Here is a 26951-nt window from a genome sequence, read left to right on the forward strand (position 1 = left end):
TTGCAGGCCGGGGAAAGAATGCAGGTCCGACTGACGCATGGCAGATTTCGTTGGTGTTCTGAAAAAGCAGCTTGAGAAGCACGGCGAGCCCTCGTCCGAGCTGCGCAAGCGGATTTACGAGAATGCGCGTGCGGCACTGGCGAAGAAGCTCGCCGATTATTCTCCGCCTCTGTCCGCCGAGGTCGTCAGCAAGCAGAAGCGCTCGCTGGAAGATGCCATTTCCAGCGTCGAGCGGGAATACGCCAAGCCTGCTCCGGCGCCCAAGCCGGCGCCAGCAGAAGATCCGCTGGCGGAACTCGAACACATCTTCTCATCGATCGACCGCAACAAGAACCAAACGAGCCACGTCCGGCAACCGGCGGTGACGAAGCTCGAGCCTGCTAGGCCTGAGCCTACCAAACCCGAGCCTTTCAAGCCGGCGCCGGCACCCGTCAAGACGGAACCAAGCTGGCAAAGCGCCCCAAAGATGGAGCCAAGCTGGCAAGGCGCGACGAAGACCGAACCTGCAGGCTGGCACAAAGTGCCTGCGGCACCGCCGCCAATGCCCTCGCCGCGCGAGGACGATGTCAACCTTCCTAGCATGAATGCCGCCGAGCCGGACGATGGCAGCGATGTCTTCGCCAATGACGAACAGCCGGCGGCGGACACGTTTCAGCGGCTGCGGCCGCCGCGCAAGCGCAGCTATGGCGGGTTGATCGCGACGGTCATTGCGCTTCTGGTGCTGGCCGGCGGCGGTTACGGGGTCTGGCTGAACAAGGATGCGTTCAGCTCGATGCTCGGCCTGAAAGGCGGCGGCAGCAAGACGGTCTCGACCGAGCCTCTGGTCAAGCCTGCCCCGGCAAAGCCGGCGCCCGAGACGGCGGCCGCGCCTGCCGCCGGGGGCGCCAATGCAGCCGCCCCTAACGCAGCCGCCCCCAGCGAGCCGGCCGAAGCAAAGTTCACTCAGCGCCTGACCCCTGAAGGCAAGGAGACAGACCCCGGCCCGGCCGGCGGGCAGAGCACCATCGGCGAGGGCGAATCCGTCGCAGCGCTGACCACGCCGCCGCCGGCTGCTCCCGCTACGACGAACCCGCCAGCCGCCGCCGGCACGCCGCCGGCTGCGCAAACGCCAGGTGCGGCCCCGCCTGCCGCCGGAGCGACGCCGCCGGCGCCTACCGGTGCTGCCGCCAATCCGCCTGCGCCGGCCGCCGGGACCACACCTCCGGCCGCGGCGACGACACCGCCCGCGGCTGGCGCGACGCCACCCGCGGCGGGAACCACGTCCGCGCCGGCGACGGCCGAGGCGACCGTGCCGGTCGGCCAGAAGGCGATCTTCTATGAGGAGCGCACCAGCACGCAGCAAGGCACCGCCGAGCCCGGCAGCATCGTATGGTCGCTGGTGCAGGAATCGCCAGGCGGCGACCTGCCGCCGGAGCCGGCGATCCGCGCCGAGGCGACGATTCCCGGCAAGGACATCCAGCTGCGCATGACCATCCGGCGCAACACCGACCAGACCCTGCCAGCCAGCCATATCATCGAGATGATCTTCCTGACGCCGGAAGGGTTCGACGGCGGCGGCGTCGACAACATCCTGCGCATAGCCATGAAGAGCTCGGAACAGGATGCCGGCAGCCCGCTGATCGGCATCCCGGCCAAGATCGCCGACGGCTTCTTCCTCGTCGCGCTCAACGACACCAAGGCCGACGAGGACGCCAATTTGACACTGCTCAGGGGACAGGACTGGATCGACGTGCCGGTGGTCTACAAGACCGGACGGCGTGCGCTGCTCACCATGGAAAAAGGCATTCCCGGCGAGAAGATCTTCGACGAGGCGCTGAAGGCCTGGGCCACGAAGACCTCGGGGTGAGCGCGGCTTTTCGCCGCCTAAAAACCCTGGAACAGCATCTCGAGCGCCGCGGCGATCTCGTCGTGATGGTTGGCGAGATTGGTTCTATTCTCCGCGAGTTCTGTCGCCGCCACTGTGGCGATCAGATGGGTGGCCATGACCAGCTTTCGCCCATTGATTTCGAAAACGGGGTGCAACTTCCGCATTGGCGGCGGAGCCGATGAGAGTGGCAGAAGCGGAACGACCACTCTTGTCTTGAAGTTATCGAGCAGATCGGACTGAACGTCGAGAAGGTAGCCGCCTTCTATGCCGCCGGCGGCGAAGACGTCATAACGCGCCATCAGAACTGCCGATGTTCTTTGAGCGGAATGCCATGCTTCTCGACATAGTCATTCCAGGAGTCCATCGTGGCGCGGTTTTCAAGCTTCCAAAGTCGTGTTTTCTCGGCAGCTACCGCTTCGGCAATGCCGGCCTCAGCGGCTCGCGAGACATTCACGTTGAGTCCCTTTGCTTCCGTCATGAGCTGTGAATCGATCGACAGATTTGCCGGCTGACGGACCGCGTTTGCAGCTATCTTGCGCATAATGGCCTCCGCAACATGCGTATACTATATGCGCATTTCCTTGTTGCGACAACGAGCAGGTCCTGTCGGGGCTCAGCCCTCCACCTCCTCGCGCAGCATCTCCAGCTCCAGCCATTCTTCCTCGAGTGCCGCCAGCGTCGTGCGCTCCTTGTCGAGCGCTGCAATCGTCTTCTGGAACGAGACCGGGTCACGCTCGTAGAAGGACGGATCGGCGATGTTGTTCTCCAGCCGCGAGATCGAGGCGGCGACCGCCTCGATCTTCTTCGGCAGGGATTCCAGCGCGAATTTCTGCTTGAACGAGAGTTTCTTCGCCGGGCCTTTCGAGGTGGCCTGATCAGTCTTCGGCGCAGCGCTTGCGTCCGCCGTTTCGGCTTTCGGCCTTGCCTTGCGGTCCTCGAGCTTTGAGCCGCCGCGCTGCGCCAGCATGTCGGAATAGCCGCCGGCATATTCGATCCAGCGTCCGCCGCCGTCCGGCGCGATCACGCTAGTGACGGTGCGGTCGAGGAAATCGCGGTCGTGGCTTACCAGGATCACTGTCCCGGCAAAGCCGGCGACCAGCTCCTGCAGCAGCTCAAGCGTCTCCATGTCGAGGTCGTTGGTCGGCTCGTCGAGCACCAGGAGATTCGCCGGCCGCGCCAGCACCCGGGCCAGCAGCAGCCGCGCGCGCTCACCGCCCGAAAGCTCCCGCACCGGCGTGCGCGCCTGCTCCGGCTTGAATAGAAAATCCTTCATGTAGGAGACGACGTGGCGCTGCTCGCCGTTGACCACGAGGTTCTCGCCGCGTCCGTCGGTCAGGTAATGCGCCAGCGTCTCCTGCGGGTCGACGGCCTCGCGCTTCTGGTCGAGCGTCGCGATCTCAAGATTGACGCCGAGCCGCACTGAGCCCGCGTCCGGCGTCAGCTCGCCGGTCAGCATTTTCAGAAGAGTCGTCTTGCCGGCGCCGTTCGGCCCGACCAGGCCGACACGATCGCCGCGCTGGATGCGGGTCGAGAACCCTTTGACCACGGTCAAGTCGCCAAAGCTCTTGTCGATCCCCTTGGCCTCGATCACCAACTTGCCGGATTCGGCGGCGTCGCTCGCCACCATGGTCGCCGTGCCTTCGGCGCCGCGATGGCTGCGAAAGCGCTGGCGCATGGCCTGCAGCTCGCCGAGGCGGCGCATGTTGCGCTTGCGCCTGGCGGTCACGCCATAGCGCAGCCAGTGCTCTTCGCGCACGATCTGGCGGCCGAGCTTGTGCTGTTCGCGCTCCTCCTCTTCCAGCACCTGGTCGCGCCATTCCTCGAAATGCGCGAAGCCCTTGTCCAGCCGCCGGGTCTGGCCGCGGTCGAGCCAGACCGTGGCGCGCGAGACGCGCTCGAGAAAGCGGCGATCGTGCGAGATCAGGATCACGGCCGAAGAGGTGCGGGCAAGCTCCTCTTCCAGCCATTCGATGACCGACAGGTCGAGGTGGTTGGTCGGCTCGTCGAGCAGCAGGATGTCGGGTTCGGGCGCCATGACGCGGGCGAGCGCGGCGCGGCGCGCCTCGCCGCCCGAAAGGTCGCTCGGCCGTTCCTCGCCGGTGAGGCCGAGATGGTCCATCAAATAGGTGGCGCGATGCGGGTCGTCGGCCGGCCCGAGACCAGCCTCGACATAGGCGCGCACGCTGGCGAAGCCATCCATATCGGGCATCTGCGGCAAATAGCGGACCGTTGCCGATGGCTGGCGGAACACCTCGCCGTCCTGCGGCTCGACCAGCCCGGCGGCGATCTTGAGCAGCGTCGACTTGCCCGAACCGTTGCGGCCGACAAGCGCGATCTTCTCGCCGGCGGAAGCGCTCAGCGACGCGCCGTCGAGCAGCGGCGTGCCGCCAAAGGTCAATTTTATGCCGTCGAGATTGAGAAGAGGCGGAGCCATGTCAGCTTTCGGCAAGAGGATAGGGGTGGGCGAGCAGCAGCGCCCGGCCACTCTCGAGCGCGATCTCGAGCCGGCCCTTGACCTCGTTCGATATAGTGAGCGAGGAGCCGAACGCCACCTCGACACGGTCGAGCGGCCATTTGGCGCCGGAGACCGTCAGGCCGGCGAGTTCGGAGAAGCCAAGCACCGAGAACAGCGTTCCGTCGGCGTAATCGAAGGCGGCTTTGCCCGGCAGGATGGGGACGCCCTCCTGCGCGCCGCTGGTCAGCAGTACCGTCGTGCCCGCCTCGGCCAGCCGATGCCCAAGCGCCTGATGCAGGAAGGCATGGTCGGCGCGCTTGCCGCCGAAGGCGCCGGCCAGCACCAAGCTGGTGGCGCCGCGCGCGAGCGCTTCGGCGATGGCGAGCTCGCCGTCGGTCATGTCCTTTTCGGCCGGAAAGATCTTGCGCGGCACGGCGGCGAGATCCTCCGGCAGGTTCGGCGGCACCGAGTCGAAGTCGCCGACCCATAGCTCCGGCACGAGGCCCAGCATGCGGGCATGACCGATGCCGGCGTCGGCGGCGATGACGCGGGAGCCTTCGATCTGGCGATCGAGCCGAGGCGTGCGGACGAGCTCGCCGCCAAGCAGGATGGTGAATGTTCCCATGGGCGTCGCCCTTACCAGCCCCGCCCGCGAAACGGAAGCCAGGCGCATCCAAACGGATAGCGCTGCGTTCCGAAGTCATCGGATGCCCGGCAAACTTCCGCTTGCGCGCCGCATCGGCCGGGCCTATGTCTCGAGGCGCTCTAACGGGGTGCCGGACGCTGACTTCGCGAACCGGCTGAGAGGCGACAATGCCAACCCGCCGAACCTGATCCGGTTTGTACCGGCGGAGGGATTAGACGTTTCGGACCATCCGACGCCTCAATTCCTTGTCACGCGAACAAAGGAGGCGCCGATGCGCTCACTATTGTCCCAGCTTATTCTCGCAACAGGCCTCGTTTCGCTTTTGGCAGCCGCCGGGCCTGCCGAGGCGAAGGACAAGCTCACCGTCTATACCTATGAAAGCTTCACCGCCGACTGGGGTCCGGGACCCGCGGTGAAGAAGGAATTCGAGGCCGAATGCGGCTGCGATCTCGAATTCGTCTCGGTCGCCGACGGCGTGGCGCTGCTCAACCGCGTCAAGCTGGAGGGCGCCGGCACCAAGGCTGACATCGTGCTCGGCCTCGACACCAACCTGACCGCAGACGCCAAGGCGAGCGGCCTTTTCGCGCCGCATGGCGCCGTTGCAGATTTGAATGTGCCCGAAGGCTGGAAGGACGACACATTCGTGCCCTTCGATTACGGCTATTTCGCCGTCGTCTACGACACCGAGAAGCTGAAGACCCCGCCGAAAAGCCTGAAGGAGCTGGTCGAGGGTGGCGCCGCCGACAAGATCGTCATTCAGGATCCGCGCACCTCGACGCCGGGCCTCGGTCTGCTGCTCTGGGTGAAGTCGGTCTATGGCGACAAGGCGCCGGAGGCCTGGGCCAAGCTCAAATCCAAGGTGCTTACGGTGACGCCGGGCTGGAGCGAGGCCTACGGCCTGTTCACCAAGGGCGAGGCGCCGATGGTGCTGTCCTACACCACCTCACCGGCTTACCACATGGTCGCCGAGAACACTGAACGCTACCAGGCCGCGTCCTTCGAGGAGGGCGAGTATCTGCAGATCGAGGTCGCCGGCATCACGACGACCGGCGCGAAGAACCCGCTGGCGGAAAAGTTCATCGCCTTCATGACCGGGCCGAAATTCCAGGACGTCATCCCGGAGACCAACTGGATGTTCCCGGCCGGCAAGACCGACAAGCCGCTCAACCCGGCCTTCGACAAACTGGTGAAGCCGACCAAGACCCTGCTGTTCAGCCCGGAAGAGGTCGCGGCCAACCGCAAAGCCTGGGTGGACGAGTGGCTGGCGGCGATGAGCAAGTAGCCGGCTTTGGTTATCTGTCGAAGATGATCGCTCTACGGCGCCTCCCTCTGTCCTGCCGGACATCTCCCCCACTTGGGGGGAGATTGACTGCCATTGGCGATTTCGCCAATTGGCAACGTTGCAGGAATGAGCAGGGCGCCGACGCTGCTGATCTCCCCCCTTGTGGGGGAGATGTCCGGCAGGACAGAGGGGGGCGCGAAGGAACACGGCGTTCGCTGGTTTCCAAACCTGCCCCGGTGGTGCAGCGTGCAATCTTCGCCGCGCCCTGACTCCCGCGTCACCGCCGGCATCATGGCCCTTGCGGCAATCGCCGTGCTCATCGGCGTCGCCTTCGTCGGGCTCATCCTAGAAGGCGCGAGCGACCCGTCCGGCGCTCTCGTCGCCTTCGACGGCTATCTCCTCCGTGTCGCCCGCTTCACGCTTTGGCAGGCGCTGCTTTCGACATTGCTGTCGGTCGCGCCGGCGCTGCTGGTGGCGCGTGCCCTGTCCCGGCACCCGAAGTTTCCCGGGCGTCGCCTGATCCTGCAGTTCTTCGCCGTGCCGCTGGCGCTGCCGGCCATCGTTGCCGCCCTCGGCGTGTTGGCGCTCTACGGCCATGCCGGCTATTTTGCCGGCGCTCTCGGCAGCCTTGACGGCAGCGAATGGCCCGGCATCTACGGATTGTCCGGCATACTGATCGCGCATGTCTTCTTCAATTTGCCCTTGGCCACGCGTCTTTTTCTGGAGGTGCTCGGCACGGTGCCCGCCGACCAGTGGCGGCTGGCGAGCCAGCTCGGCATGGGGGCCTGGCCGGCGTTGCGGCTGATCGAATGGCCGGCGCTGCGCGCGGCACTGCCGGGCGTCGCCGGACTGGTGTTCATGCTCTGCATCACCTCCTTCACCATCGTGCTGACGCTGGGCGGCGGGCCGGCCGCCACGACGCTGGAGGTCGCGATCTACCAGGCGTTGCGCTTCGATTTTGATCCGGCTAGGGCCGTGGTGCTGACGCTGCTGCAAATCGGTCTGACCTTCGTCGTGGTGACGGCACTGATGCGGCTTGGCGCCAATACGGTCGGCGACGCCAATCTGCCGGTGGCGCCACGCCGCTATCTTTCGGCGGGCAAGGCTGAAACGATGGTGAACGCCGGTTTGATCGCACTTACCTTGCTGTTCGTCGCCGGGCCGATGGCGGCGACCGTGCTGGCCGGCCTGGAAGCCGATCTCGGACGGCTGGCCGGCGAGGAGGCCGTGCGCCGTGCGACGCTCACCAGCGCCGCGCTCTCTTTCCTCTCGGCGCTGCTCTCGGTGGCGCTGTCACTCTCGCTCATCGCGGCCCGGCGCGCACTGGCCTTGCGGCGCCGCGCGGGCGGCGCCATGTCGCTGCTCGAACATGCCACCGACACCGGCGCCGGTTTCGTGCTGGTCGTACCGCCGATCGTGGTCGGCGCCGGCTGGTTCCTGGCCTTGCGTGGGGTCACGGATGTCTTTGCCGTCGCGCCCGTCATGGTCGTCGCCGTCAATGCAGTGATGGCGATGCCCTTTGCCATCCGCGCCGTTCGCCCTGCCTATGACGCGGCGAGCGAGCGTCACGAGCGGCTCTGCCTGGCGCTCGGCATTTGCGGCTGGAACCGGCTGCGCCTGGTCGACTGGCCGTCGCTCCGGCGGCCTTTGGCCACCGGTTTTGCCTTCGCCATGGCGCTGTCGCTTGGCGATCTCGGCGTGATCGCGCTGTTCGGCAGCGATTCGGTGCAGACCTTGCCCTATCTCCTGCTCGCGCGCATGGGCAGTTACCGGACCGCCGACGCCGCGGGGCTTGCCTTGCTGCTCGGCTTCGTTTGCCTGATGCTGGTTGTCGCCGCCGACTGGCTCGGGCGGGAAGCAAAGGCATGACGACGAACAATGGCATAGCGACGGAGAAGGCACTGGCCGTCACGCTGGACGATGTTTCGTTCAGCTATGGCGAGGCATCGTTCCGCTTCGATGCCGAATTCGCCGCCGGCAAGATCACCGCCATCATGGGGCCTAGCGGTTCAGGCAAGTCGACGCTGCTCAATCTGGTCGCCGGCTTCGAGCTGCCCGGCGCCGGCAAGGTGCTGATCGGCGGGATCGATGTCGGCGACACGCCGCCCTCGGCGCGGCCGGTGTCGATGGTGTTCCAGGAAAACAATCTGTTTGCCCATCTTTCGGTCGAAGGCAATGTCGGGCTCGGCCGCTCGCCGTCGCTCGACCTCACTGCCGCCGACCGCCAGGCGGTCGCGGATGCGCTGGCGCGGGTTGGCCTTGCCGGCAAGGAGAAGCGGCTGCCGCGCGAACTCTCCGGCGGCGAGCGGCAGCGCGTCGCGCTGGCAAGGGTGCTCCTACGCGATCGTCCGGTGCTTCTGCTCGACGAGCCTTTCGCTTCGCTCGGTCCGGCGCTGCGCGACGACATGCTCGATCTCGTGGCCGGCATCCACGCCGAACGGCAGATGACCGTGCTTTTCGTCACGCACCAGCCGGAAGATGCCCGCCGCATCGGCGAGAACATGGCGTTTCTGGACGAAGGCATGATCGCCGCGACCGGCCCCGCCGCGGATTTCTTCGATCGCCCTGGACCGGACGCCTTCCGGCGCTATATCGGCGATCAAGGCGGCAGCGTTGCCCTATCACAACATATTGCCCGGAAGCGGACATAATTTACGCCCAAACCGGCAACGGGTGATCCGGCGTTTGCTTGCCTTGTCCGGGGGAGTGTGGCTAGGTCCGGCCATACTGGTCCGGGTGGGCCGTGATTTGCCGAAAGATTTCGAAAGGAAGCCGATCTGACGACCGGCGCGGAGAAAGTGTGGATGAAGCCGCTGGCGCGATTCTTTGCGTTGGTTGGCTTTGCCGTGGCGCTGGCGAGCTGCCAGATGTTCACGCCGCCCGATGTCCAGGAATCCGGCTTCCAGCCCTCGGACAAGCCGATCACGGTCGACAACGTCGTCGCCAACGCCAAACTCGCCGACATGGCGAAGGCGCAGCATCCGCGGATTCTCGCCACCTATGGCGGCGAATATTCCGATCCGAAGCTCGAGCGCATGGTGGCCAAGGTCGTCGGCAACCTGACCGTGGTGTCGGCAAACCCGACCCAGACCTATCGCATCACCATCCTCAATTCGCCCAACGTCAACGCCTTCGCGCTGCCCGGCGGCTACCTCTACGTGACGCGTGGACTGCTGGCCCTGGCCAACGACTCCTCCGAGCTTGCCGCCGTCATCGCGCATGAGATGGGCCACGTCACCGCGAATCACGGGTTGCAGCGGCAGCAGCTCGAGGCCGAAGAAGGGCTGGCGACCAAGGTCGTCTCCGATGTGCTCGGCGACAGCCCGACCGCCAAGGCAGCACTCATCCGCGGCAAGCTGAGGCTGGCGCAGTTTTCGCGCAACCAGGAACTGCAGGCCGACGCCATCGGCATCAAGTCGATCGGCGAGGCGGGCTATGATCCGTATGCGGCCGGCCGCTTCCTGCAGTCGATGTCGGCCTACACCGACTTCCGCTCGGTCAGCGGCGCCACCGATGCCAGCCTCGACTTCCTGGCCACGCACCCGAACACGCCGCAGCGCATTGATCTGGCGCAGCGCCTTGCCCGCAACTTCGGCCCGCCGGGCGTCGGCACGCGTGATCGCGATGCCTTCCTCGCCGGCATAGACGGCCTGCTTTACGGCGACACGCCGGAAGAGGGCTATGTGCGCGGCCAGACCTTCATGCATCCCGGCCTCGGCGTCTCGTTCGCGGTGCCGGACGGCTTCGTCATCGACAATTCGGCGGCCGCCGTCACCGCGACCGGACCAGGCGACATCGCCATCCGCTTCGATGGCGTTGCAATCGACAAATCGGTGTCGCTGACAGATTACATCCGCAGCGGCTGGGTCGCCGGGCTGGACGACACCAGCGTGCGCCAGGACACGGTCAACGGCAACGAAGCGGCGATGGCACATGCCAGCGCGCAGGGGTGGCAGTTCGATATCGCGGTGATCCGCGCCGGCGGGCAGGTCTACCGGCTGCTGACCGCAGCGCCTTCGGCCAGCACCGCGCTGGAGCCGGTCGCGCGTTCGGTCAGCGGTTCCTTCCGCACGCTGAGCGCGGCCGAGAAGGCGGCGCTGAAGCCGCTGCATATCCGGGTGGTCACCGTGCAGCCCGGCCAGAACATGGGCACGCTCGCGGCGCAGATGGTCGGCGTCGACCGCAAGCTCGATCTCTTCCGCGTGCTGAACGCGATGTCGCCCGGCGCGACGGTGTCGGCCGGCGACAAGGTCAAGATCGTCACCGACCGGTAGGAACCGCATGGCAGGCGATAGTCTGCCGGCGGCCGGTGAAGAACCCTTTGTGGTCCCGGTCAGCCACCACAGCTGCCGCCGCCGGACGAGTGGCGCCTTCAGCCTGGGCTGCCGCCGCTTTGCCCGCCGCTGCCGCCATAGCTGCCATTGCCGCCACCACCGCTACCGCCGCCACGCCAAGGCGGAACGAATGGATCGGGCTCGCTCGGTACCGGTCCGAGCAGCTTCGGGAGGGGCTCTCTTTCCGGCGCCGCGGCCTTCGGCGGTTTCGTGCGGATGACCTTTATCTTGGTGATTGTTTTCGTTTCGGGCCTGCAGGCTGCGATCGCCAGTGCATTGCGCCCGGCAGGACCGAGGATGCTCATCGCATAGATGTTCTGCCGTTCGATGCCGGCCCTGAGGAATGCCAAGGCGCGGTCGGGATCGGCGGGCACGCCATTGCGGCCCTCCTTGAAGATCACGGCCAGATCGTTCATGGCATTGACCTGGCCCATCGCCGCTGCCTTGAGCAGCAGATCCAACCCCTTGCGGGTGTCGCTCTGGACGCCGAGACCGTTGAACAGGGCGCGTCCCCAGGCGGCCATGGCATAAGGGTCTCCCTTGTCTGAGGCTTCCGAGTAGAAGCCGTTTGCTTTCGTGAAATCCACGGCCGTTCCCATTCCGGAAAAGGCGATATAGCCGAGCTCGAAGACGGCCCGGACATGTCCCTTGTCAGCGGCATCCTGAATGGCTTTCCTTGCCTCGTCGACCTTGCCGGCTGCAAGAAGCGCCCGCCCGAGCGCGTATTGGAAGCGGGCAACATCAGGGTAGGTCTTCACCGCCGCTTCGCATGCCTCCACCGCTCCGCCGCCGATCTCGTTCGTCAGCCTGCCGGCGGCGACGCCTTGCAGGTCAAGAGGCTCGCCGGCTGCCTGGTCGCAGGGGTCGACGGTTGGCGACAGCTTCAACGTCGCCGGCTTGGATGCGTTGCCGGCGCGGATTTCGAAGCCGACCTCGACGGGAGCCGCCGAGCCGATCTGCGGCTCGTAGCGCAAATGGTCGACTTCATCGGCCATCAGGCTCGATTGAGGTGACAGGGTGCGATCCGGCAGGGACAGCGTTCCGGTCGCCGGGTAGCTCGCGAGTTTCAGGCTGACGGCAGGGTCCTTAGTGGGGAAGTCCAGCTTCAGCGGAACCGGGCCGACGCCGACAGGGACGCTGAGATCGCGGTTCTCGATCGCCTCTGCGGCGCCGGCGATGTGGAGGCCTCGCTCCTGCAACTGTTGCTTCTGCTCGGCCTTGAGCGAGGCCATGATCTGCTGGCCGTCGGCACCCTCGCCGTTCTTGACCCGCAGCAACAGGATGCCCTGGGACTCGCCGCCCCAGTCGTTACGGGTGATGTAGGCCAGTGTGTCCACTTGCTCCTGCTGGCCGGGCGCCTTGGGCGCGTCCATCTTCAGGCGAGGCAAATCCTTGCCTTGGATGGGCTCACCGATAGCGATCGGCTTGCCGTCCAGCATCAATCGTCCGGACGCCGGCGCTTTCTCGATGCTGACGGTGACCGCGCCGCCGTCGACATCGACCGGCTCGGGCAGATCCAGCGCGACGGGGCCGACGCCCGAGGGCACGACTTTCTCAAGCACCGGCGGCAGCGCCGGCTTGTTCGCACGGTGCATCAGCACCACCTCGTCGATCAGCGAGGAATTCTCCCAGGGAACCTGCTTGCCTTTGGTGGCCGCGACCACGTCGCGGCGCACTGCGGCCATGACCGCGCGTATCTCCTGGTTCGGCGTCAGCGCGCGGCGGGAAAAGGCGGACGAGAAGGGGCTGCCGTTGCCTGTCCCGTCATAGGCGATCGCATCGGGCCCAGTGGCAAAGGCAATCAGCGTGTTTTGCGAGCTTTTCACCTCGGCAAGGCCTGTGCCGCTGGCGGTGATCAACTGATCCCGCAGCCAATAGTCCTTGCGCGGAAACGGGTTGTTGCGGCAGGCATCGAGGATGATGATCTGGATCTTCGATTTCGAGCGCAATTGCTCCAGCACATCGTCGAGCTTAATCGCCTGGATCTCGATGTCGGCCGCATCCTTCAGCGAGGCATCTACGGGTATGAGAAAATTCTCGCCGCCGATCTGAAAGCCGTGGCCGGAATAGTAGACGACGGCGAGATCGGCGCCGTCCGCAGCGGCGAGGTAGTTGCGGAACTGCTCCTCGAACTGAAGCTTGGTGACGTCCTTGGCGACGAACACCTGGAAACCGGCCAGCCGGAATGTCTTCGAGACGTCCTCGGCGTCCGTGTCCGGGTTCTTGAGGGCCGGAATATTGCGGTATTCCGAATTGCCGATCACAAAGGCAACCCTGCGATCGGCGTGAGCTTCGAACGCCGTGAAGCCCACGAGAATCAAGGCTGCAAGCAAGGCGCAGCATCGCAGCATGGCAAATCCCCCATCCGCTATGGTCTGTCGGATTCACCAAAGGCCAGTCGCGGCGCGCGGGTCTGTTAAAGAATTCACAATACGCTGATACAGTAAGAAGAAAAGGTTTGCCGCAACGGCCATGTATTTTATTTGATAAGTGTCCCGCTATAGCAACGTCAGGTTGCCGCTCAGGCTGCTTCCGCCAGGAATTCCGGGTTCTGTTTGAGCAGTGCCGCCCGCAGTTTCTCCATGGCGCGCGCTTCGATCTGACGGACGCGTTCCTTGGAGATGCCCAGCGCCTCGCCGAGCGATTCCAGGGTGGCGCCGTCGTCGCTCAGCCGGCGTTCCTCGATGATCCGGAGCTCGCGCGCATTGAGTGCGCCGAGCGCGCTCTTCAGCCAGATCGCGCGGCGCTCGACATCGATCGTTTCGCCCACCACCTCGTCGGGAAGCGGGTCCTCCGAGACCAGGAAATCCATCCGCTCGGCGGCGCCGTTCTCGTCGGCTAATGGGGTGTTGAGGGAACTGTCGGGGGCTGAAAGGCGCGAATCCATCATCGCCACATCGGCTTCGGGCACGCCGAGCGCCGCCGAGACCTCGCGATAGAGCGAGGCATTGGAGATCGGCTCGGCGCCATTGGCGAGCCGGGCGCGCAACCGTCTCAGATTGAAGAACAGCGCCTTCTGCGCCGAGCTGGTGCCGCCGCGCACGATCGACCAGTTGCGTAGGATATAGTCCTGCATCGAAGCGCGGATCCACCAGGTGGCGTAGGTCGAGAAGCGTACCTCGCGGGCGGGCTCAAAGCGGGCCGCGGCTTCCAGCAGGCCGACATGGCCTTCCTGGATCAGGTCGCCGAGCGGCAGGCCGTAGTGGCGGAATTTCGACGCCATGGAAATCACCAGGCGCATATGGGCGACGGTGATCAGATGCAGCGCGTCCTGATCGTTCTTTTCCTTCCAGCGTATGGCCAGGAGATGTTCCTCGTCGCGCTCGAGATAGGGAGCCTTCATTGCCGCCCGGACCAATGTCCGTCCTGCCACGTCCTCGATCATGCCGGCTCCTTTTGGCGGTCGTTACGCTGATGACGGTTGAAAAGACGCTGCCGCGCCCTACAACAGCCTGCAACGTGTCAGGCGCATGGAAGGTTCCGTGGCGGCAGAGGCGCACGTGCAGTGCGCCGGGTGCCGTTTTGTTATCGACCCGGGACGCTTGCTTGCCGTGGTTTGCATCGATTTTGAGGATCAGATTTCTGGCTGGGCCAATTTTTGAAATCTGGTTCCTTATTTCGCGGACATCTATCTGTCAGTTTGCGGCTCTCACAATGCGCCGGGGCACCGGTCAAAACGGGATCACAGAAAAATGAAATGGCTCAAATCGCTCCTCGTCGCCGGAACGCTGCAGGTTCTGGCGGTCACAGCCGGTCAGGCCGGCGCCAATCTCGACCAGATCAAGCAGGCGGGGGTCATCAAGGTCGGCACGGAAGGCACCTACGCGCCGTTCACCTATCATGACGAATCCGGAGCGCTGGTCGGCTTCGATGTCGAGATCGCCAAGGCGGTCGCCGAGAAGCTCGGCGTCAAGGCCCAGTTCCTCGAAGGCAAGTGGGACGGCCTGATCGCCGGCCTCGACGCCAACCGCTACGACGCCGTCATCAACGAGGTCGGCATCACCGATGCACGCAAGGCCAAGTATGATTTCTCCGATCCCTACATCGCGTCCAAGGCGGTTTTGATCGTTCGCGGCGACGACAGCGAGATCAAGACCTTCGCCGATCTCAAGGGCAAGAAGGCCGCGCAGTCGCTGACCTCGAATTTCGGCAAGCTCGCCGAGAAGAACGGCGCCGAGCTGGTCGGCACCGACGGATTCGACCAGTCGATCCAGCTGCTGCTCACCGGACGCGCCGACGCCACCATCAACGACAGCCTGTCCTTCCTCGACTTCAAGAAGCACAAGCCGGACGCCAATGTGAAGATCGCCGCCCAGGAAGAGAACGCCGATTATTCCGGCGTCATCGTGCGCAAGGGCGATCCGGAACTGGTCGCGGCGATCAACAAGGCGCTGGCAGACATCAAAGCCGACGGCACCTACAAGAAGATCGCCGACACCTATTTCGGCCAAGACGTCTCGCAGTAAGCTTAGTCCGCCTTTGCCTGAATTCTGGCGGGCCGTCTTTGACGGCCCGCCAGCTTTTGCATGATAGTCGTTCGGCAATGCCGGCCAGAGGTGGTCGCGGCATCCGGAAAGGAAAAGGCTCCGTGCCGCACTGGTTGCAACTGATGCTGGAATCGCTGCCGACGCTGCTGTGGGCGGCGCTGATCTTCACCGTGCCGCTGACATTGCTGTCCTTCGCCTTCGGGCTCCTCGCCGGGCTGGTCACGGCACTGATCCGGCTGTTCGGCCCGAAGCCGCTGGTCGCGCTCGTTCGTTTCTATGTGTGGATATTTCGCGGCACGCCTCTGCTCGTGCAGCTCTTCCTGATCTTCTACGGCCTGCCGTCGGTCGGCATCCTGCTTGATGCCTTTCCCGCCGCGCTGATCGGCTTCACGCTCAACATCGGCGCCTACACGTCGGAGATCATCCGCGCCGTCATCGGTTCGGTGCCGAAGGGGCAGTGGGAGGCCTCCTATTCGATAGGCATGACCTGGAGCCAGGCGATGCGGCGCACGATCCTTCCGCAAGCGGGCCGTGTCGCAGTGCCGCCGCTTTCCAACACCTTCATCTCTCTGGTCAAGGATACCTCGCTCGCGGCGGCGATAACGGTACCCGAGATGTTCCAGGCCGCGCAGCGCATCGTCGCCACCACCTACGAGCCGCTGATCCTCTATGTCGAGGCGGCGGCGCTGTACCTCGCGATGAGCTCGGTACTGTCGGCGCTGCAGGCGCGGCTGGAGGTGCGGCTCAACCGCTATGGCGGGTTCCTGGAGGCCAATGCATGATCGGCCTCACCAATATCGAGAAGCGCTTCGGCGACAATCTTGTGCTCAAGGGCGTCACCGTCAATCTGGACGAAGGCAGCGTCACGGCACTGGTCGGCCCTTCGGGCGGGGGAAAAAGCACGCTTTTGCGCTGCATCAACCTGTTGGAGGTGCCGACCTCCGGCATCTTGCGCATCGGCGACGAGACGCTGGAATTCCGGCCTGGCGGCAAGGTGCCGGCGGCGGATGTGCAGCGCGTTCGCCTGCAGACGGGCATGGTGTTCCAGAACTTCCAGCTCTTTCCGCACCGCACCGCGATCGAGAATGTCATGGAAGGCTTGGTGACGGTGCTGAAATGGCCGGCCGACCGGGCTCGCGAGCGGGCGATGGCGCTGCTCGAGAAGGTCGGCATGGCGCATAAGGCCGATGCCTGGCCGGCGACGCTGTCTGGCGGCCAGCAGCAGCGCGTGGCGATCGCCCGGGCCTTGGCGCCGTCGCCGCGCGTGCTGCTTTGCGACGAGCCGACCTCGGCGCTCGATCCGGAACTGGCGCAGGAGGTGGTCGACGTGCTGGGTCAGCTCGCCCGCGAGGGCACGACAATGGTGATGGCCACGCACGATCTCAGGCTCGCCTCCAAGATCGCGCAAGAGGTGGTGTTCCTCGACGCCGGCTCAATTGTGGAGAAGGGCCCGGCCGCGGTCGTTTTCGACAATCCCGAGCGCGAGCGGACCAAGCGATTCATCGCCTCTCTGCGGCAGGAGGAAGCGCAGAGGGAAGCCGGAGGCGAGGGATCAGGTACGATTTCTTCGTAGGTCTGCGCCGCCCCTCATTGCCCTGCCGGGCATTTCTCCCCGTATAGTGACGGGGAGAAAGACGCTTTCATTAAGTGATTTCGCCAATTTTCACCGTTGCAAGATGAGCACCAGCGTTGCGCCATCTCCCTTCTCCCCGTCACTATACGGGGAGAAGGTGCCGGCAGGCGGATGAGGGGCGGCGCCGACTTTGCCAGCATTGCCCGCAACAAAAAACCCGGCGCGAGGCCGGATTCTTCGTAACTTAAAGGCGAAAAAGCTCAGGCAGCTTCTTCCTGCTCGGCTTCCTCGTTGTCGGCCTTGGCGCCGCGCTTCGGACCCTTGTTGAGGTTGACCTCGATGAGGCGCACCGCCTCGGTCTCCGACATGCGGTTGACGGCGGCGATCTCGCGAGCCATGCGGTCAAGCGCGGCTTCATAGAGCTGGCGCTCGGAATAGGACTGCTCCGGCTGGTTGTCGGCGCGGTAGAGGTCGCGCACCACTTCCGAGATCGAGATCAGGTCGCCGGAATTGATCTTGGCGTCATACTCCTGCGCGCGGCGCGACCACATGGTGCGCTTGATGCGGGCGCGGCCCTGCACGACCTTCAGCGCGCGATCGACATAATCCTCTTCCGACAGCTTGCGCATACCGATCGAGGTCGCCTTGGCGACCGGCACCTTGAGCCGCATCTTGTCCTTCTGGAAATCGATGACGAACAGTTCCAGCTTGTGACCCGCGACTTCCTGCTCGTCTATCGCCACGATCTGGCCGACGCCATGCGCCGGATAGACGATGAACTCGCCGGTCTTGAACCCGTGGCGGGCCGCGGTGGACTTCTTCTGCGGGGTTATCGTTGCCATTACGCCCTGAACTCCTTAGTTGTGTCACCGGCATCATGCCGGCCAAACCCGTGGGATCGGCAAAAGCCGACCGTTAGCCGCGCAACATGATGACCCACCGGATAAGCCGAGGCCGGCTAACCGCACGAATGCGACCCGCCTGCCCCAGATCGCTCTGGTCCGGATTGAGAAGCTCACCTTTCAGTGATTTGGGGCGTTAGCGCCATAAATCGACGTTGTGTCACCGGCATGTTCCGCTCATGTAACACAAAAAGTCGGAAGAATCAAGGTTTTGCTGCGTCCGCTAACGCCAAGCGCCGTCGCTGCCTGTCAAGACAGTAATTATATCGGCCCCGTTACGTCACGTCATGCCGGCTTGGCCGATCCGGCTGTCAGTCGCCTTCGCCAGGCTCCGGCGAGAAATATTTCTCGAACTTTCCGGCCTCGCCGTCGAAGGCTTTAGCATCCGCCGGCGGCTCTTTCTTGGCGGTGATGTTGGGCCATTTCTCGGCATATTCGGAATTGATCTGCAACCATTTGTCGAGCCCCGGCTCAGTGTCCGGCTTGATCGCGTCGGCCGGGCATTCCGGCTCGCAGACGCCGCAGTCGATGCACTCATCCGGGTGGATGACCAGCATGTTCTCGCCTTCGTAGAAACAGTCGACCGGACAGACCTCGATGCAGTCCATGTATTTGCATTTTATGCAATTGTCGGTCACGACATAGGTCATTGCAGGCTCCGGGACGTCCCTTTTTTGCTGGGCTTTTCAAGGTGAGGTAACGCCTTTGCCCGCCGCTGGCAAGGGTAGGGCTTGCTGCCTGAGCCGGCGCTGCGGAATGGAATTCCATGCGGGTGCCGCGACGAAGTCAGGTTGTATCTTCAGTCGTCGCCGAGCAGCCGGTCCGTCTGCCGCCGCTCCCGCTTGGTCGGGCGGCCGCTGCCGGCCTCGCGCAACCCCGGAATGGCGTCGGGAACGGCCCCACCCCTTGGCGTCGGGGCCGGCGACATGTCCTCGTAGAGCAGGCGCGCCTCATCGGCAGGACCCCGCCGAATTCCGCAGTTGAGCACTTTCCAGACCAGGATCCGGCCCTCGAGCGTGATGGTCAGCACGTCACCGGCCTTGACCAGATCGGAGGCCTGCGCTGCTTTGTCGCGATTGATGCGAACGCGCCCGGCAACAACGAGCTTTGCCGCCAGCGACCGCGATTTCACCGCGCGTGAGAAGAACAGCCATTTGTCGATGCGCTGGCGGCCTTCTCCAACCATCGCTGCTAGCTTTGTTGGAACATGATCTCATCCGAAAACCGGTTCCCACTTTTCGGCATCATGCTCTAGCCTATTTCTTCAGCTGGTCGCGCAGGGCGGCGAGCTTGGCGAAGGGCGAATCCGGATCGAAGCGCTGCGGGCGCTCCTCGCGCGGCTTGCCTTGGAAGGCCGGCTTGCCGGCGGAAGCATTGCCCTTGCCGTCCTGCCTGTTGCCCTTCCAGTCCTGCCTACCCTCACGGCGATCGGGACGCTCGCCCTGCGGCCGGCCTTCGCGTTCGCCGCCTTCGCGTTCCGGCCTCGGCTTGAATTTCGAGCGGTCGAAGCGCGGTTTGCCGGCACCGTCGCGCTGATCGCGGCGGCCCTCATGGGCTGGCCGATCTCTGGGCTCGCCACTCGCGGCGCCCGCCTGACCCTCATGCGGGGCCTGCCCGCCGCGCTGGCGGTTGTCGCGACGGCCGTCATGGCGATGGCGCGCACGCTGATGGTCGAAGCGCGCCTGCCGCCACAGCAGGATCGGCTTCGGCTCTTCCTGCTCGGCCGCCGCTTCGCCGCTCGCGGTGGTTTCCGGTGTCGGGGTCTCAGCCGACCGGGCCTCGCTTGCAGGTGCGGCCTCGACCGGGGTAGCGGATACGCCACCCTCCGTCACGACCTCGCCGATTGACTCATCGCTTTGTGCCGCCGGCTCGCCTGTTGCAGCGGGCTCCGCATGCGTTTCCGCTTCTTCAGCGTGCTGTCGCGCATCATCCCGCTCGACTGTTTCGACAATAGGCTCCGCCATGCTTTGGGCCGGAGCCTCAGCCGTGGGCGCATCGGCGGCGGCCGCTTCCGATCTCTCGGCGGCGCCGTCGCCGGCCGGCGCCTCAGCCGCCTGCGCGGCGCGCGCGGCCTCTTCCGCTGCAAGCTTCGCGGCTGCCGCCTCACGGGCGGCGCTATCCAGCGCGTCCAGCTTCGCCTTGACCTCGGCGGCCGGCTTCGGTTCGGAACGATAGCCGAGACCCTTAAGGATTTCTTCCATATCGTCGGCGGTGGCGCCGAGGATCGACATCATCGGCGGCGTCACCATGAAGGCATGGCCGTCATAGGCGCCATCGGGCCGCTGGCCGAGGCCGGGCTTCCAGTTGGTCGCCGGGCGGATGAGGTCGGCCAGCCGCTCGAGGATATCGACGCGCACGGCGCGACGGCCGAGATTGCGATAGCCGGCAAGCTTGTAGAAGGTCTTGTCGAAAGCCGGATCGATTACCACGGAGGTACGGCCCGACGCCAGCGCGTGGACGACATCGCCGAAGCCGGGCTTGTCTTTGCCGTCGTTCTGCAGCGCCCAGAGCAGCGTGACCAGCCCGGCCGGCGCGGGTTTGATCAGCGCCGGCACGAAGACGTGATAGGCGCCGAAGCGCACGCCAAGGCGACGCAGCGCCGCGCGGCCCTCCTGGTCGAGCGATTTCATTTCCTCGGCAATGTCGCGGCGGTTGACGAGGCCGAAATGCTCGACGAGCTGGAAGGCGATGCCGCGCGCGATGCCGGTGAGCTGCTCGGCATTCTTCAGATCGACGAGGGGCTTCAGCAGCGTTTCAATCTGGAAATTGACGAAACGCTCGGCGCGCGCCGCGACCTTGTCGCGGGCAGGCCCGGTGAGCTGCTCGTCGGCAAGCAGCACAAGCCGCGGCTTCAGCGCCTCGTCGCCGGCGACCAGCGTGCCGATCGGCGCGCCGATCCAGCGCAATATACCGTCCGAGCCCAATGCCAGATCTCCGTTGGCGCAGGCGGCAAAACGCTCGGCGCGCGCCTCGAATTCGGCCGCGAGCGCCTTCTGGGCAGCGGTGCGCACCGCCTTGGCATCCTCGCCGCCGGCGCTCTGGTCGGCGGTGAAGCGGAATCCCTGCAGCTCGCCGACGTGATGGCCTTCGACGAGGACGGTTCCGGTTGGGCTGATTTCAGCTTCAGGCATGGTATTTTCTCTAAGGCGCCGCATGAGGACGGAAGTCCTGCGGTCTACGAAGCGTTTCGTCAACCGCTCATGCAGCGCATCCGACAATCTGTCTTCGATTTCGCGCGTCTTTTCCTGCCAGTGTAGCTGATCGGCCAGCCAGCCCGGTCGGTTGGAGACGAAGGTCCAGGTGCGGATCTGGGCGATCCGGTGCGACAGCGTGTCGATATCGCCGTCCGTCGTGTCGGCTCGCCGCACCTGCTCGGCCATGTAATTCTCGTCAACATGGCCATGGCGCGCAAGATCCATGTAGATCGAGGCGATGAGGTCGGCGTGCTGGGCGGGCGCGATCTTGCGGTAATCCGGCAGCGCGCAAGCTTCCCAGAGCAGCGCCACGCGGTTCCTGCCGGTGGCGAGCGCCCTGATGTCGGGGTCGCGCGACAGATGGTCGAGCGCCTGAGCGTCCACCGCCGGCAGCGCGCGCGTCAATCCTTCGACCGGCGCGTTGGTCTCGGTCGAGCGCTTCAAGGCATCGAGGCTGGTAAAATCGAAATCGGCCGTACGCCACTGCAGCACCTTCACCGGATCGAAATCGTGTCCTTCGATCTTCTTGACCAGATCCTCCTCGAACGGGTCGACCTGGCCGGTGACGCCGAACGTGCCGTCGCGCAGATGCCGTCCGGCGCGTCCGGCGATCTGGCCGAGCTCGGCGGCGGTGAGGTTGCGGTACTGGTAGCCGTCGAACTTGCGGTTCTGGGCGAAGGCGACGTGCTCGAGGTCGAGGTTCAGCCCCATGCCGATGGCGTCGGTGGCGACGAGATAGTCGACGTCGCCGGACTGGAATATCTCCACCTGGGCATTTCGGGTGCGGGGGCTGAGCGCGCCGAGCACGACGGCGGCACCGCCCTGCTGGCGGCGGATCAGCTCGGCGATCGCATAGACCTCGTCCGCCGAGAAGGCGACGATCGCCGTGCGCCGCGGCAGGCGGGTAAGCTTCTTGGAGCCGGCATAGGCAAGGTGCGAGAGCCGCGGCCGCGTCACCACCGAGACGCCCTTCAGCAGGCGCTGCAGGATGCCATGCATGGTGGCGGCGCCCAGAAGCAGCGTCTCCTGGCGGCCGCGCAGATGCAGGATGCGGTCGGTGAAGATGTGGCCGCGCTCGAGGTCGCCCGCGAGCTGCACCTCGTCAATGGCGACGAAGGCGGCATCGGTCTCGCGCGGCATCGCTTCGACGGTGCAGACCGAATATTTCGCGCCCACCGGAACGATTTTCTCCTCGCCCGTGATCAACGCCACCTTGTTGGCGCCGACCTTTTCGCAGACGCGGGCATAGACCTCGCGGGCAAGAAGTCTCAGCGGCAGGCCGATGATGCCGGTCTCGTGCGCCACCATGCGCTCGATGGCGAGATGGGTCTTGCCGGTGTTGGTGGGACCGAGCACGGCCGTCACGTCACGGCCCGAAAGGATCAGCGGCTGAGTGTGTGTCGGCTGGATATTCATCGGCTCGGAAATTTGAGTCTTTCTGCCGCTTCTTGTCTGATACGCAGCGCTGCCGCCGCATGTGACAGGCGACACATAGGGATTTCAGACGCGAAGCGAAAGCGGAATGTTCCCTCAAAAGAGATGGTGCGCCCACCGGTAAGGTCAAAATCCGCCGTCGATTAACCGGTGGAACGAGTCTGGAACGAATCGGCGACGAATCACTGACTCGTTCTGATTCAGGTTTTGTTCACGGCTATATGTGGATTTTTTGACGACGAGTCTCACCACATGCTGAATCCGGAAACTGGCCCGTTTCATGCTTGGCCAGGGTAGGGTCCGGAGGGCCGTTAACCTTTGCCGGCGATCGATCCTGGTCGACTCGAGCGCAGCCGCCAAGATTATGAAATGGTTGATCTTTCCTAATCGTCGTTAATCTTTTCGGCGCCGTTTCCGGCTCCGCGCGTTAACTTTTCGGCCAAAGCCGGAACGAATCGGCGACGAATCAGCGATCTACGAATTTTCCCGGTTTGTTCACCCCAAGATATGGTGTTGTCCACAGCTTGTGCACCGAAAATTCACAGCTTGTGAACGGGGTTTCGCACAAGGGACGCCGGGGGCCGTTAACTTTTGCGTGCCGTATTGAGGCACGCGCGGTGGAGGCGTCGACAAAAACAGGCGGTCCGGCTGTTCCGGACCGCCTGCCGCCGCTGTCAAAAGACCTCAAACGAAATACTGGCCGCCATTGGCGGTGATCGTCGAGCCGGTGATGAAGCCGGCCTCGTCGGACGCCAGGAAGACGACGCAGCGCGCGATCTCTTCCGGCTCGCCGAGACGGCCGACCGGAATCTGGGCGATGATCGATTCCCGCACTTTTTCCGGCACTGCCATGACCATGTCGGTGGCGATGTAGCCGGGGCAGACGACATTGACGGTGATGCCCGCGCGAGCCCCCTCTTGAGCCAGCGCTTTGGTGAAGCCGATGTCGCCGGCTTTCGAGGCCGAGTAGTTGACCTGGCCCATCTGGCCCTTCTGGCCGTTGATAGAAGAAATGGTGATGACGCGGCCGAACTTGCGGTCGCGCATGCCGTTCCACAGCGGATGCGTCATGTTGAAGACGCCAGAGAGGTTGGTGTCGATGACCTCCTTCCACTGTTCGCGCGTCATCTTGTGGAACATGGTGTCGCGGGTGATGCCGGCATTGTTGACCAGCACCGAGACCGGGCCGAGATCGGCCTCGACCTGGGCGATGCCTGCGGCGCAGGCGTCGTAGTCGGCGACCGACCATTTGTAGACGGGGATGCCCGTCTCGGCCTTGAATTTTTGGGCCGCTTCGTCATTGCCGGCATAGTTCGCGGCGACCGAATAGCCGGCATTTTTCAAGGCTACCGATATCGCCGCACCGATGCCACGCGATCCGCCCGTGACGATTGCTACCTTGGTCATATGTGCTCCTCCCAGAGTGAATGGTGAATAGTGAATGGTGAATGGTCATCACGGAAGCCTCTCGGCCTCCATTCACCATTCACCATTTTTCCATTCACCCCATTGCTTCCACGCACATGGCGACGCCCATGCCGCCGCCGATGCAAAGCGTCGCGAGACCCCTCTTGGCACCGCGGCGGCGCATCTCATGGACCAGTGTGTTGAAGATGCGGGCACCCGAAGCGCCGATCGGATGGCCGATGGCGATGGCGCCGCCATTGACGTTGACGATCGAGGGATCCCAGCCCAAGCCCTTGTTGACGGCGCAGGCCTGCGCGGCGAAGGCCTCGTTGGCCTCCACGAGGTCGAGGTCCTTGACGGACCAGCCGGCCTTCTCCAGGGCCCGCTTCGAGGCCGGGATAGGGCCGGTTCCCATGATTGCCGGATCGACGCCGGCGGTCGCCCAGGATGCGATGCGGACCAGCGGGGTGATGCCGCGCCGGGTAGCCTCGGCCTCCGTCATCAGCAGCGCGCCGGCGGCGCCGTCATTGATGCCGGAAGCGTTGGCGGCGGTGACGGTGCCTTCCTTGTCGAAGGCCGGCTTCAGCTTGGTCATCGCATCCAGCGTGGCGCCGTGGCGGATATATTCGTCCTGGTCGACGACGGTGTCGCCCTTCTTGCCCTTGATGGTGAAGGCGACGATCTCGTCCTTGAACTTGCCGGCCTTCTGCGCGGCTTCGGCCTTGTTCTGCGAGGCGAGCGCGAACTCATCCTGGTCCTCGCGGGTGATCTGGAACTGACGGGCGACGTTCTCGGCGGTGTTGCCCATGTGGTAGCCGTTGAAGGCATCCCATAGGCCGTCCTTGATCATGGTGTCGATCATCTTGTAGTCGCCCATCTTGACGCCGGCGCGCAGGTGCTGGGCGTGGGGCGAGAGCGACATCGATTCCTGGCCGCCGGCTACGATCACCTTGGCGTCGCCGGTGGCGATCTGCTGCATGCCGAGCGCGATCGCCCTGAGGCCCGAACCGCAAACCTGGTTGAGGCCCCAGGCCGTGGTCTCCTTGGGTAGGCCGGCGATGATCGAGGCCTGGCGAGCCGGGTTTTGGCCTTGAGCGGCGGTCAGCACCTGGCCCAGGATGACCTCGTCGACTTCCGCCGCCTCGACGCCGGCCCGCGCTAGCAATTCCTTAATGACCACGGCGCCGAGCTCATGCGCCGGCGTTGCGGCGAAACTGCCGTTGAAGGAGCCGACCGCCGTGCGGGCGGCGCTGGCGACGACGATTGAGTTGGAAGCGGCCATTTTCTTCTCCAGACTTCGAGTTGTCGTGTTTTAGGCTGTCATTGAAGACTTTTCTTGCCCGTTCAAGGACCTGAGTCAAACCGGAAATGGGCATGGCCGCCATGCACGGCAAGCACGTCGGGCGCTTATCGTGACGGCGCAGCGATCGCCGCGCGGCACAATTTGCTCCGCCCATTCCGCATTAAATGATGCCGCACTGCACAAAGCACTTGGAATTGTGAGGCTTTTGCGCATATCCTCGACAAATGGCGCAATCGTTACCGGCCGCTTACTGTGAACGCGCCGGTATCCTGGGGAGGATACGGATGGCCGCAAAAGACGACCCGATTGTCATCAAGAAATATGCCAACCGCCGGCTCTACAACACCGGCACCAGCACCTATGTGACGCTCGAGGATCTGGCCGAGATGGTCAAGAAGGGCGAGGAGTTCACCGTGCAGGACGCCAAGACAGGCGACGATATCACGCATCCGGTGCTGACCCAGATCATCTTCGAGCTGGAGAACAAGGATGGGCAGAATATGCTGCCGATCCCGTTTCTGCGCCAGCTGATCTCGTTCTATGGCGACCAGATGCAGATGATCGTGCCGAGCTTCCTCGAACAGTCGATGATCGCTTTTTCCAAGGAGCAGGAGCGCTTCCGCGAGCAGATGAAGGGCGCCTTCGGCAAGACGCCGATTGACATGATGAAGACGCCGATGAAGGCGCTGGAAGAGCAGACGCGCCGGAACGTCGAGATGTTCCAGAACGCAATGCGCATGTTCACGCCGTTCCCATCGGCGGGAACCAGTTCCTCCGCACCGGCCGAGCCGCCGAAGAAGGAAGAGAAGTCCGACGATCTGCAGGAGCTCAAGGCGCAGATCGCCGCGATGCAGCGCAAGCTCGACACAATGTCCTGACGGCTTGGCCGTCAGTCGGTGCCGGCCGGCCCGTCGTAACGGGCGCGCGGCCTGATCGGCCTGTTGCTCGTCACCTGCTCGATTGCGTGCGCCGTCCAGCCGACGCTGCGGCCGAGCGCGAACAGGCGGAAGGGCGCATCGGCAGGGAGATGCAGACTCCTCGTCAGCGCGGCAAGCGCGAAATCGACATTCGGGTGCTGGCCGGTCGCGGCAAGCACCGCGTCGCGCAAGCGCAGCAACCCGTCGTCGATCGTGACATCAGAGAGCAAGGCCTCCGCGCGCGGATCACCTTCGGGATAGAGCTGGTGGCCGAAGCCGGGCAGTGGCCGATCGTGGGCGAGCCAGCGCGCGATCGCCTCGTTCGGCCTCAGCCGCTCGGCGTCCTCGACCAGCGCGATCGCCGCGGCGCCGGCCCCGCCATGGCGCGGACCGGTCAGCGTTGCAAGGCCGGCAAGCAGGCAGGCCGCGATCGGCGCTCCGGTCGAGGCGGCGACGCGCGCGGCGAAAGTCGAGGCGTTGAGCTCGTGATCGGCGAGCAGCACCAGCGCCTTGCGGATGAGATCGGCGCCGGCGGCGTCGACCGACCAGCCGCGCGCCAGCCTTTCATGCACCGGCTCCGCCCCCGGACTTGAGCCGAGGGATGTCGCAAGCACGCTCGTGGCGCTGGCGCCGTCCTGCTGCAGCATGGCCGGCCTGCGACCAAGCGAAGGCCAGCCGGCGGCCGCAAGCGCCGAGAGCCGCGCAAAGGCCGTCGGGGTGCCGCTCTCCCGAACCGTCGAAGGGGTCAGCGACGCGAAAGACACCGGGGCGCCGGATGCCCAAAGCAGCCCTGCCGTCTCCTCCAGCGTCGCCGTCGTCGCAAGCGCCACGGCATCCTTGCCGCGATAGACGAGGCGGCCATGCAGCACGGTCGAGATGGCGGTGGCGATCGCCGGCTCGCCCCAGGCGATGGCGCTTTCGGCTATTGCCTGCGGGCTGCGTCCGCGTGCCCGGCGGGTGGCAATCGCCGCGATGTCGTCGGCGCGATACTGGCTGCGGCGCGGGTCGGCCCCATCCGGCCGCATGCCGATGCGGCCGCGGCTGACATAGGCATAGAGCGTCTGCGGCCGGACGTTGAGCCGCGCCAACGCTTCCTCCCGCGTCAGCCATTCCGTCATTTGCCGCCTTACATTGATTATCTTGATCAAGA

Annotated in this window: 22 protein-coding genes and 1 riboswitch; of the genes, 9 read left to right on the top strand and 13 right to left on the bottom strand. The window is 64.8% G+C overall.

The window, feature by feature from the left end:
• Positions 1-37: 37 nt before the first annotated feature.
• Entirely contained in the window at positions 38-1846 is a 1809-nt protein-coding gene (locus tag P9236_RS20165; protein ID WP_278076249.1) for a hypothetical protein, read from the top strand.
• Between the two features lie 17 nt (positions 1847-1863).
• On the opposite strand, the gene P9236_RS20170 is transcribed toward P9236_RS20165, so the two are convergent.
• From P9236_RS20170 to P9236_RS20185, 4 genes are all read right to left on the bottom strand, one after another.
• On the bottom strand, positions 1864-2166 hold the full coding sequence (locus P9236_RS20170; RefSeq protein ID WP_278076250.1) for a CcdB family protein: 303 nt from the start codon (positions 2164-2166) through the stop codon (positions 1864-1866).
• On the bottom strand, positions 2166-2408 hold the full coding sequence (locus tag P9236_RS20175) for a type II toxin-antitoxin system CcdA family antitoxin (protein ID WP_278076251.1): 243 nt from the start codon (positions 2406-2408) through the stop codon (positions 2166-2168). The genes P9236_RS20170 and P9236_RS20175 overlap by 1 nt, the downstream gene beginning before the upstream one ends.
• A 72-nt stretch (positions 2409-2480) precedes the next feature.
• The gene (locus P9236_RS20180) at positions 2481-4301 is read right to left on the bottom strand and encodes an ABC-F family ATP-binding cassette domain-containing protein (protein ID WP_278076252.1); all 1821 of its coding nucleotides are present in this window, start codon (positions 4299-4301) and stop codon (positions 2481-2483) included.
• Between the two features lies 1 nt (position 4302).
• Complete coding sequence (locus P9236_RS20185) at positions 4303-4947, bottom strand: thiamine diphosphokinase (RefSeq protein ID WP_278076253.1); 645 nt, start codon at positions 4945-4947, stop codon at positions 4303-4305.
• 134 nt (positions 4948-5081) lie between these two features.
• Positions 5082-5196: riboswitch (TPP riboswitch) on the top strand.
• Positions 5197-5239: 43 nt separating this feature from the next.
• On the opposite strand from P9236_RS20185, the gene thiB reads away from it, so the two are divergent.
• The 4 genes from thiB to P9236_RS20205 all read left to right on the top strand — a co-directional run bounded on the left by thiB (position 5240) and on the right by P9236_RS20205 (position 10524).
• Positions 5240-6250: a thiamine ABC transporter substrate binding subunit gene (gene thiB, locus P9236_RS20190; RefSeq protein ID WP_278076254.1), complete on the top strand. Its 1011-nt coding sequence runs from the start codon at positions 5240-5242 to the stop codon at positions 6248-6250.
• Positions 6251-6541: 291 nt separating this feature from the next.
• The gene (gene thiP, locus P9236_RS20195; protein ID WP_278076396.1) at positions 6542-8119 is read left to right on the top strand and encodes a thiamine/thiamine pyrophosphate ABC transporter permease; all 1578 of its coding nucleotides are present in this window, start codon (positions 6542-6544) and stop codon (positions 8117-8119) included.
• Positions 8116-8901: a thiamine ABC transporter ATP-binding protein gene (gene thiQ / locus P9236_RS20200; protein ID WP_278076255.1), complete on the top strand. Its 786-nt coding sequence runs from the start codon at positions 8116-8118 to the stop codon at positions 8899-8901. The genes thiP and thiQ overlap by 4 nt, the downstream gene beginning before the upstream one ends.
• A gap of 153 nt (positions 8902-9054) precedes the next feature.
• Complete coding sequence (locus P9236_RS20205) at positions 9055-10524, top strand: M48 family metalloprotease (protein WP_278076256.1); 1470 nt, start codon at positions 9055-9057, stop codon at positions 10522-10524.
• Positions 10525-10622: 98 nt separating this feature from the next.
• Here P9236_RS20205 and P9236_RS20210 read toward each other — a convergent pair whose 3' ends face one another.
• Together P9236_RS20210 and P9236_RS20215 are read right to left on the bottom strand one after the other, a co-directional pair.
• Positions 10623-12935: a caspase family protein gene (locus P9236_RS20210; protein ID WP_278076257.1), complete on the bottom strand. Its 2313-nt coding sequence runs from the start codon at positions 12933-12935 to the stop codon at positions 10623-10625.
• 170 nt (positions 12936-13105) lie between these two features.
• Positions 13106-13969, bottom strand: coding sequence for an RNA polymerase factor sigma-32 (locus P9236_RS20215; protein WP_278076258.1), 864 nt, complete (start codon positions 13967-13969; stop codon positions 13106-13108).
• Between the two features lie 307 nt (positions 13970-14276).
• Here P9236_RS20215 and P9236_RS20220 point away from each other — a divergent pair, with 307 nt between their 5' ends.
• The 3 genes from P9236_RS20220 to P9236_RS20230 all read left to right on the top strand — a co-directional run bounded on the left by P9236_RS20220 (position 14277) and on the right by P9236_RS20230 (position 16644).
• Entirely contained in the window at positions 14277-15050 is a 774-nt protein-coding gene (locus P9236_RS20220) for an amino acid ABC transporter substrate-binding protein (protein WP_278076259.1), read from the top strand.
• 122 nt (positions 15051-15172) lie between these two features.
• Positions 15173-15853 carry an ABC transporter permease subunit gene (locus P9236_RS20225; RefSeq protein WP_278076260.1) on the top strand — a complete coding sequence of 227 codons (681 nt, stop codon included), beginning with the start codon at positions 15173-15175 and terminating at the stop codon, positions 15851-15853.
• Positions 15850-16644, top strand: coding sequence for an amino acid ABC transporter ATP-binding protein (locus P9236_RS20230; RefSeq protein WP_278076261.1), 795 nt, complete (start codon positions 15850-15852; stop codon positions 16642-16644). The genes P9236_RS20225 and P9236_RS20230 overlap by 4 nt, the downstream gene beginning before the upstream one ends.
• A gap of 260 nt (positions 16645-16904) precedes the next feature.
• On the opposite strand, the gene P9236_RS20235 is transcribed toward P9236_RS20230, so the two are convergent.
• From P9236_RS20235 to P9236_RS20260, 6 genes are all read right to left on the bottom strand, one after another.
• Positions 16905-17486, bottom strand: coding sequence for a CarD family transcriptional regulator (locus tag P9236_RS20235; RefSeq protein ID WP_040974338.1), 582 nt, complete (start codon positions 17484-17486; stop codon positions 16905-16907).
• A 371-nt stretch (positions 17487-17857) separates the two neighbouring features.
• Entirely contained in the window at positions 17858-18196 is a 339-nt protein-coding gene (gene fdxA, locus P9236_RS20240; RefSeq protein WP_278076262.1) for a ferredoxin FdxA, read from the bottom strand.
• A gap of 149 nt (positions 18197-18345) precedes the next feature.
• Positions 18346-18732, bottom strand: coding sequence for an RNA-binding S4 domain-containing protein (locus tag P9236_RS20245; RefSeq protein WP_278076263.1), 387 nt, complete (start codon positions 18730-18732; stop codon positions 18346-18348).
• A gap of 70 nt (positions 18733-18802) precedes the next feature.
• A complete protein-coding gene (locus P9236_RS20250; RefSeq protein WP_278076264.1) occupies positions 18803-22156 on the bottom strand; it encodes a helicase-related protein in 3354 nt (1117 codons plus the stop codon).
• A gap of 702 nt (positions 22157-22858) precedes the next feature.
• Complete coding sequence (locus P9236_RS20255) at positions 22859-23581, bottom strand: beta-ketoacyl-ACP reductase (protein WP_278076265.1); 723 nt, start codon at positions 23579-23581, stop codon at positions 22859-22861.
• A 94-nt stretch (positions 23582-23675) separates the two neighbouring features.
• Positions 23676-24863 (bottom strand): acetyl-CoA C-acetyltransferase, encoded by a 1188-nt coding sequence (locus P9236_RS20260; RefSeq protein WP_278076266.1) that lies wholly within the window; start codon positions 24861-24863, stop codon positions 23676-23678.
• Between the two features lie 305 nt (positions 24864-25168).
• Between P9236_RS20260 and phaR the strand changes: the two genes are divergently transcribed.
• Complete coding sequence (phaR, locus tag P9236_RS20265) at positions 25169-25762, top strand: polyhydroxyalkanoate synthesis repressor PhaR (RefSeq protein ID WP_278076267.1); 594 nt, start codon at positions 25169-25171, stop codon at positions 25760-25762.
• 11 nt (positions 25763-25773) lie between these two features.
• Here phaR and P9236_RS20270 read toward each other — a convergent pair whose 3' ends face one another.
• A complete protein-coding gene (locus P9236_RS20270; RefSeq protein WP_278076268.1) occupies positions 25774-26919 on the bottom strand; it encodes a citrate synthase in 1146 nt (381 codons plus the stop codon).
• Positions 26920-26951 lie beyond the last annotated feature (32 nt).

Origin of the sequence: Mesorhizobium sp. WSM4884, from assembly GCF_029625675.1 — a bacterium.
Lineage (GTDB): Bacteria > Pseudomonadota > Alphaproteobacteria > Rhizobiales > Rhizobiaceae > Mesorhizobium.

Coding starts and splice junctions, on each gene's coding strand:
- P9236_RS20165 (WP_278076249.1), top strand. CDS start 38: ATGGCAGATTTCGTTGGTGTTCTGAAAAAGCAGCTTGAGAAGCACGGC.
- P9236_RS20170 (WP_278076250.1), bottom strand. CDS start 2,166: ATGGCGCGTTATGACGTCTTCGCCGCCGGCGGCATAGAAGGCGGCTAC.
- P9236_RS20175 (WP_278076251.1), bottom strand. CDS start 2,408: ATGCGCAAGATAGCTGCAAACGCGGTCCGTCAGCCGGCAAATCTGTCG.
- P9236_RS20180 (WP_278076252.1), bottom strand. CDS start 4,301: ATGGCTCCGCCTCTTCTCAATCTCGACGGCATAAAATTGACCTTTGGC.
- P9236_RS20185 (WP_278076253.1), bottom strand. CDS start 4,947: ATGGGAACATTCACCATCCTGCTTGGCGGCGAGCTCGTCCGCACGCCT.
- thiB (WP_278076254.1), top strand. CDS start 5,240: ATGCGCTCACTATTGTCCCAGCTTATTCTCGCAACAGGCCTCGTTTCG.
- thiP (WP_278076396.1), top strand. CDS start 6,542: ATGGCCCTTGCGGCAATCGCCGTGCTCATCGGCGTCGCCTTCGTCGGG.
- thiQ (WP_278076255.1), top strand. CDS start 8,116: ATGACGACGAACAATGGCATAGCGACGGAGAAGGCACTGGCCGTCACG.
- P9236_RS20205 (WP_278076256.1), top strand. CDS start 9,055: ATGAAGCCGCTGGCGCGATTCTTTGCGTTGGTTGGCTTTGCCGTGGCG.
- P9236_RS20210 (WP_278076257.1), bottom strand. CDS start 12,935: ATGCTGCGATGCTGCGCCTTGCTTGCAGCCTTGATTCTCGTGGGCTTC.
- P9236_RS20215 (WP_278076258.1), bottom strand. CDS start 13,969: ATGATCGAGGACGTGGCAGGACGGACATTGGTCCGGGCGGCAATGAAG.
- P9236_RS20220 (WP_278076259.1), top strand. CDS start 14,277: ATGAAATGGCTCAAATCGCTCCTCGTCGCCGGAACGCTGCAGGTTCTG.
- P9236_RS20230 (WP_278076261.1), top strand. CDS start 15,850: ATGATCGGCCTCACCAATATCGAGAAGCGCTTCGGCGACAATCTTGTG.
- P9236_RS20235 (WP_040974338.1), bottom strand. CDS start 17,486: ATGGCAACGATAACCCCGCAGAAGAAGTCCACCGCGGCCCGCCACGGG.
- fdxA (WP_278076262.1), bottom strand. CDS start 18,196: ATGACCTATGTCGTGACCGACAATTGCATAAAATGCAAATACATGGAC.
- P9236_RS20245 (WP_278076263.1), bottom strand. CDS start 18,732: ATGGTTGGAGAAGGCCGCCAGCGCATCGACAAATGGCTGTTCTTCTCA.
- P9236_RS20250 (WP_278076264.1), bottom strand. CDS start 22,156: ATGAATATCCAGCCGACACACACTCAGCCGCTGATCCTTTCGGGCCGT.
- P9236_RS20255 (WP_278076265.1), bottom strand. CDS start 23,581: ATGACCAAGGTAGCAATCGTCACGGGCGGATCGCGTGGCATCGGTGCG.
- P9236_RS20260 (WP_278076266.1), bottom strand. CDS start 24,863: ATGGCCGCTTCCAACTCAATCGTCGTCGCCAGCGCCGCCCGCACGGCG.
- phaR (WP_278076267.1), top strand. CDS start 25,169: ATGGCCGCAAAAGACGACCCGATTGTCATCAAGAAATATGCCAACCGC.
- P9236_RS20270 (WP_278076268.1), bottom strand. CDS start 26,919: ATGACGGAATGGCTGACGCGGGAGGAAGCGTTGGCGCGGCTCAACGTC.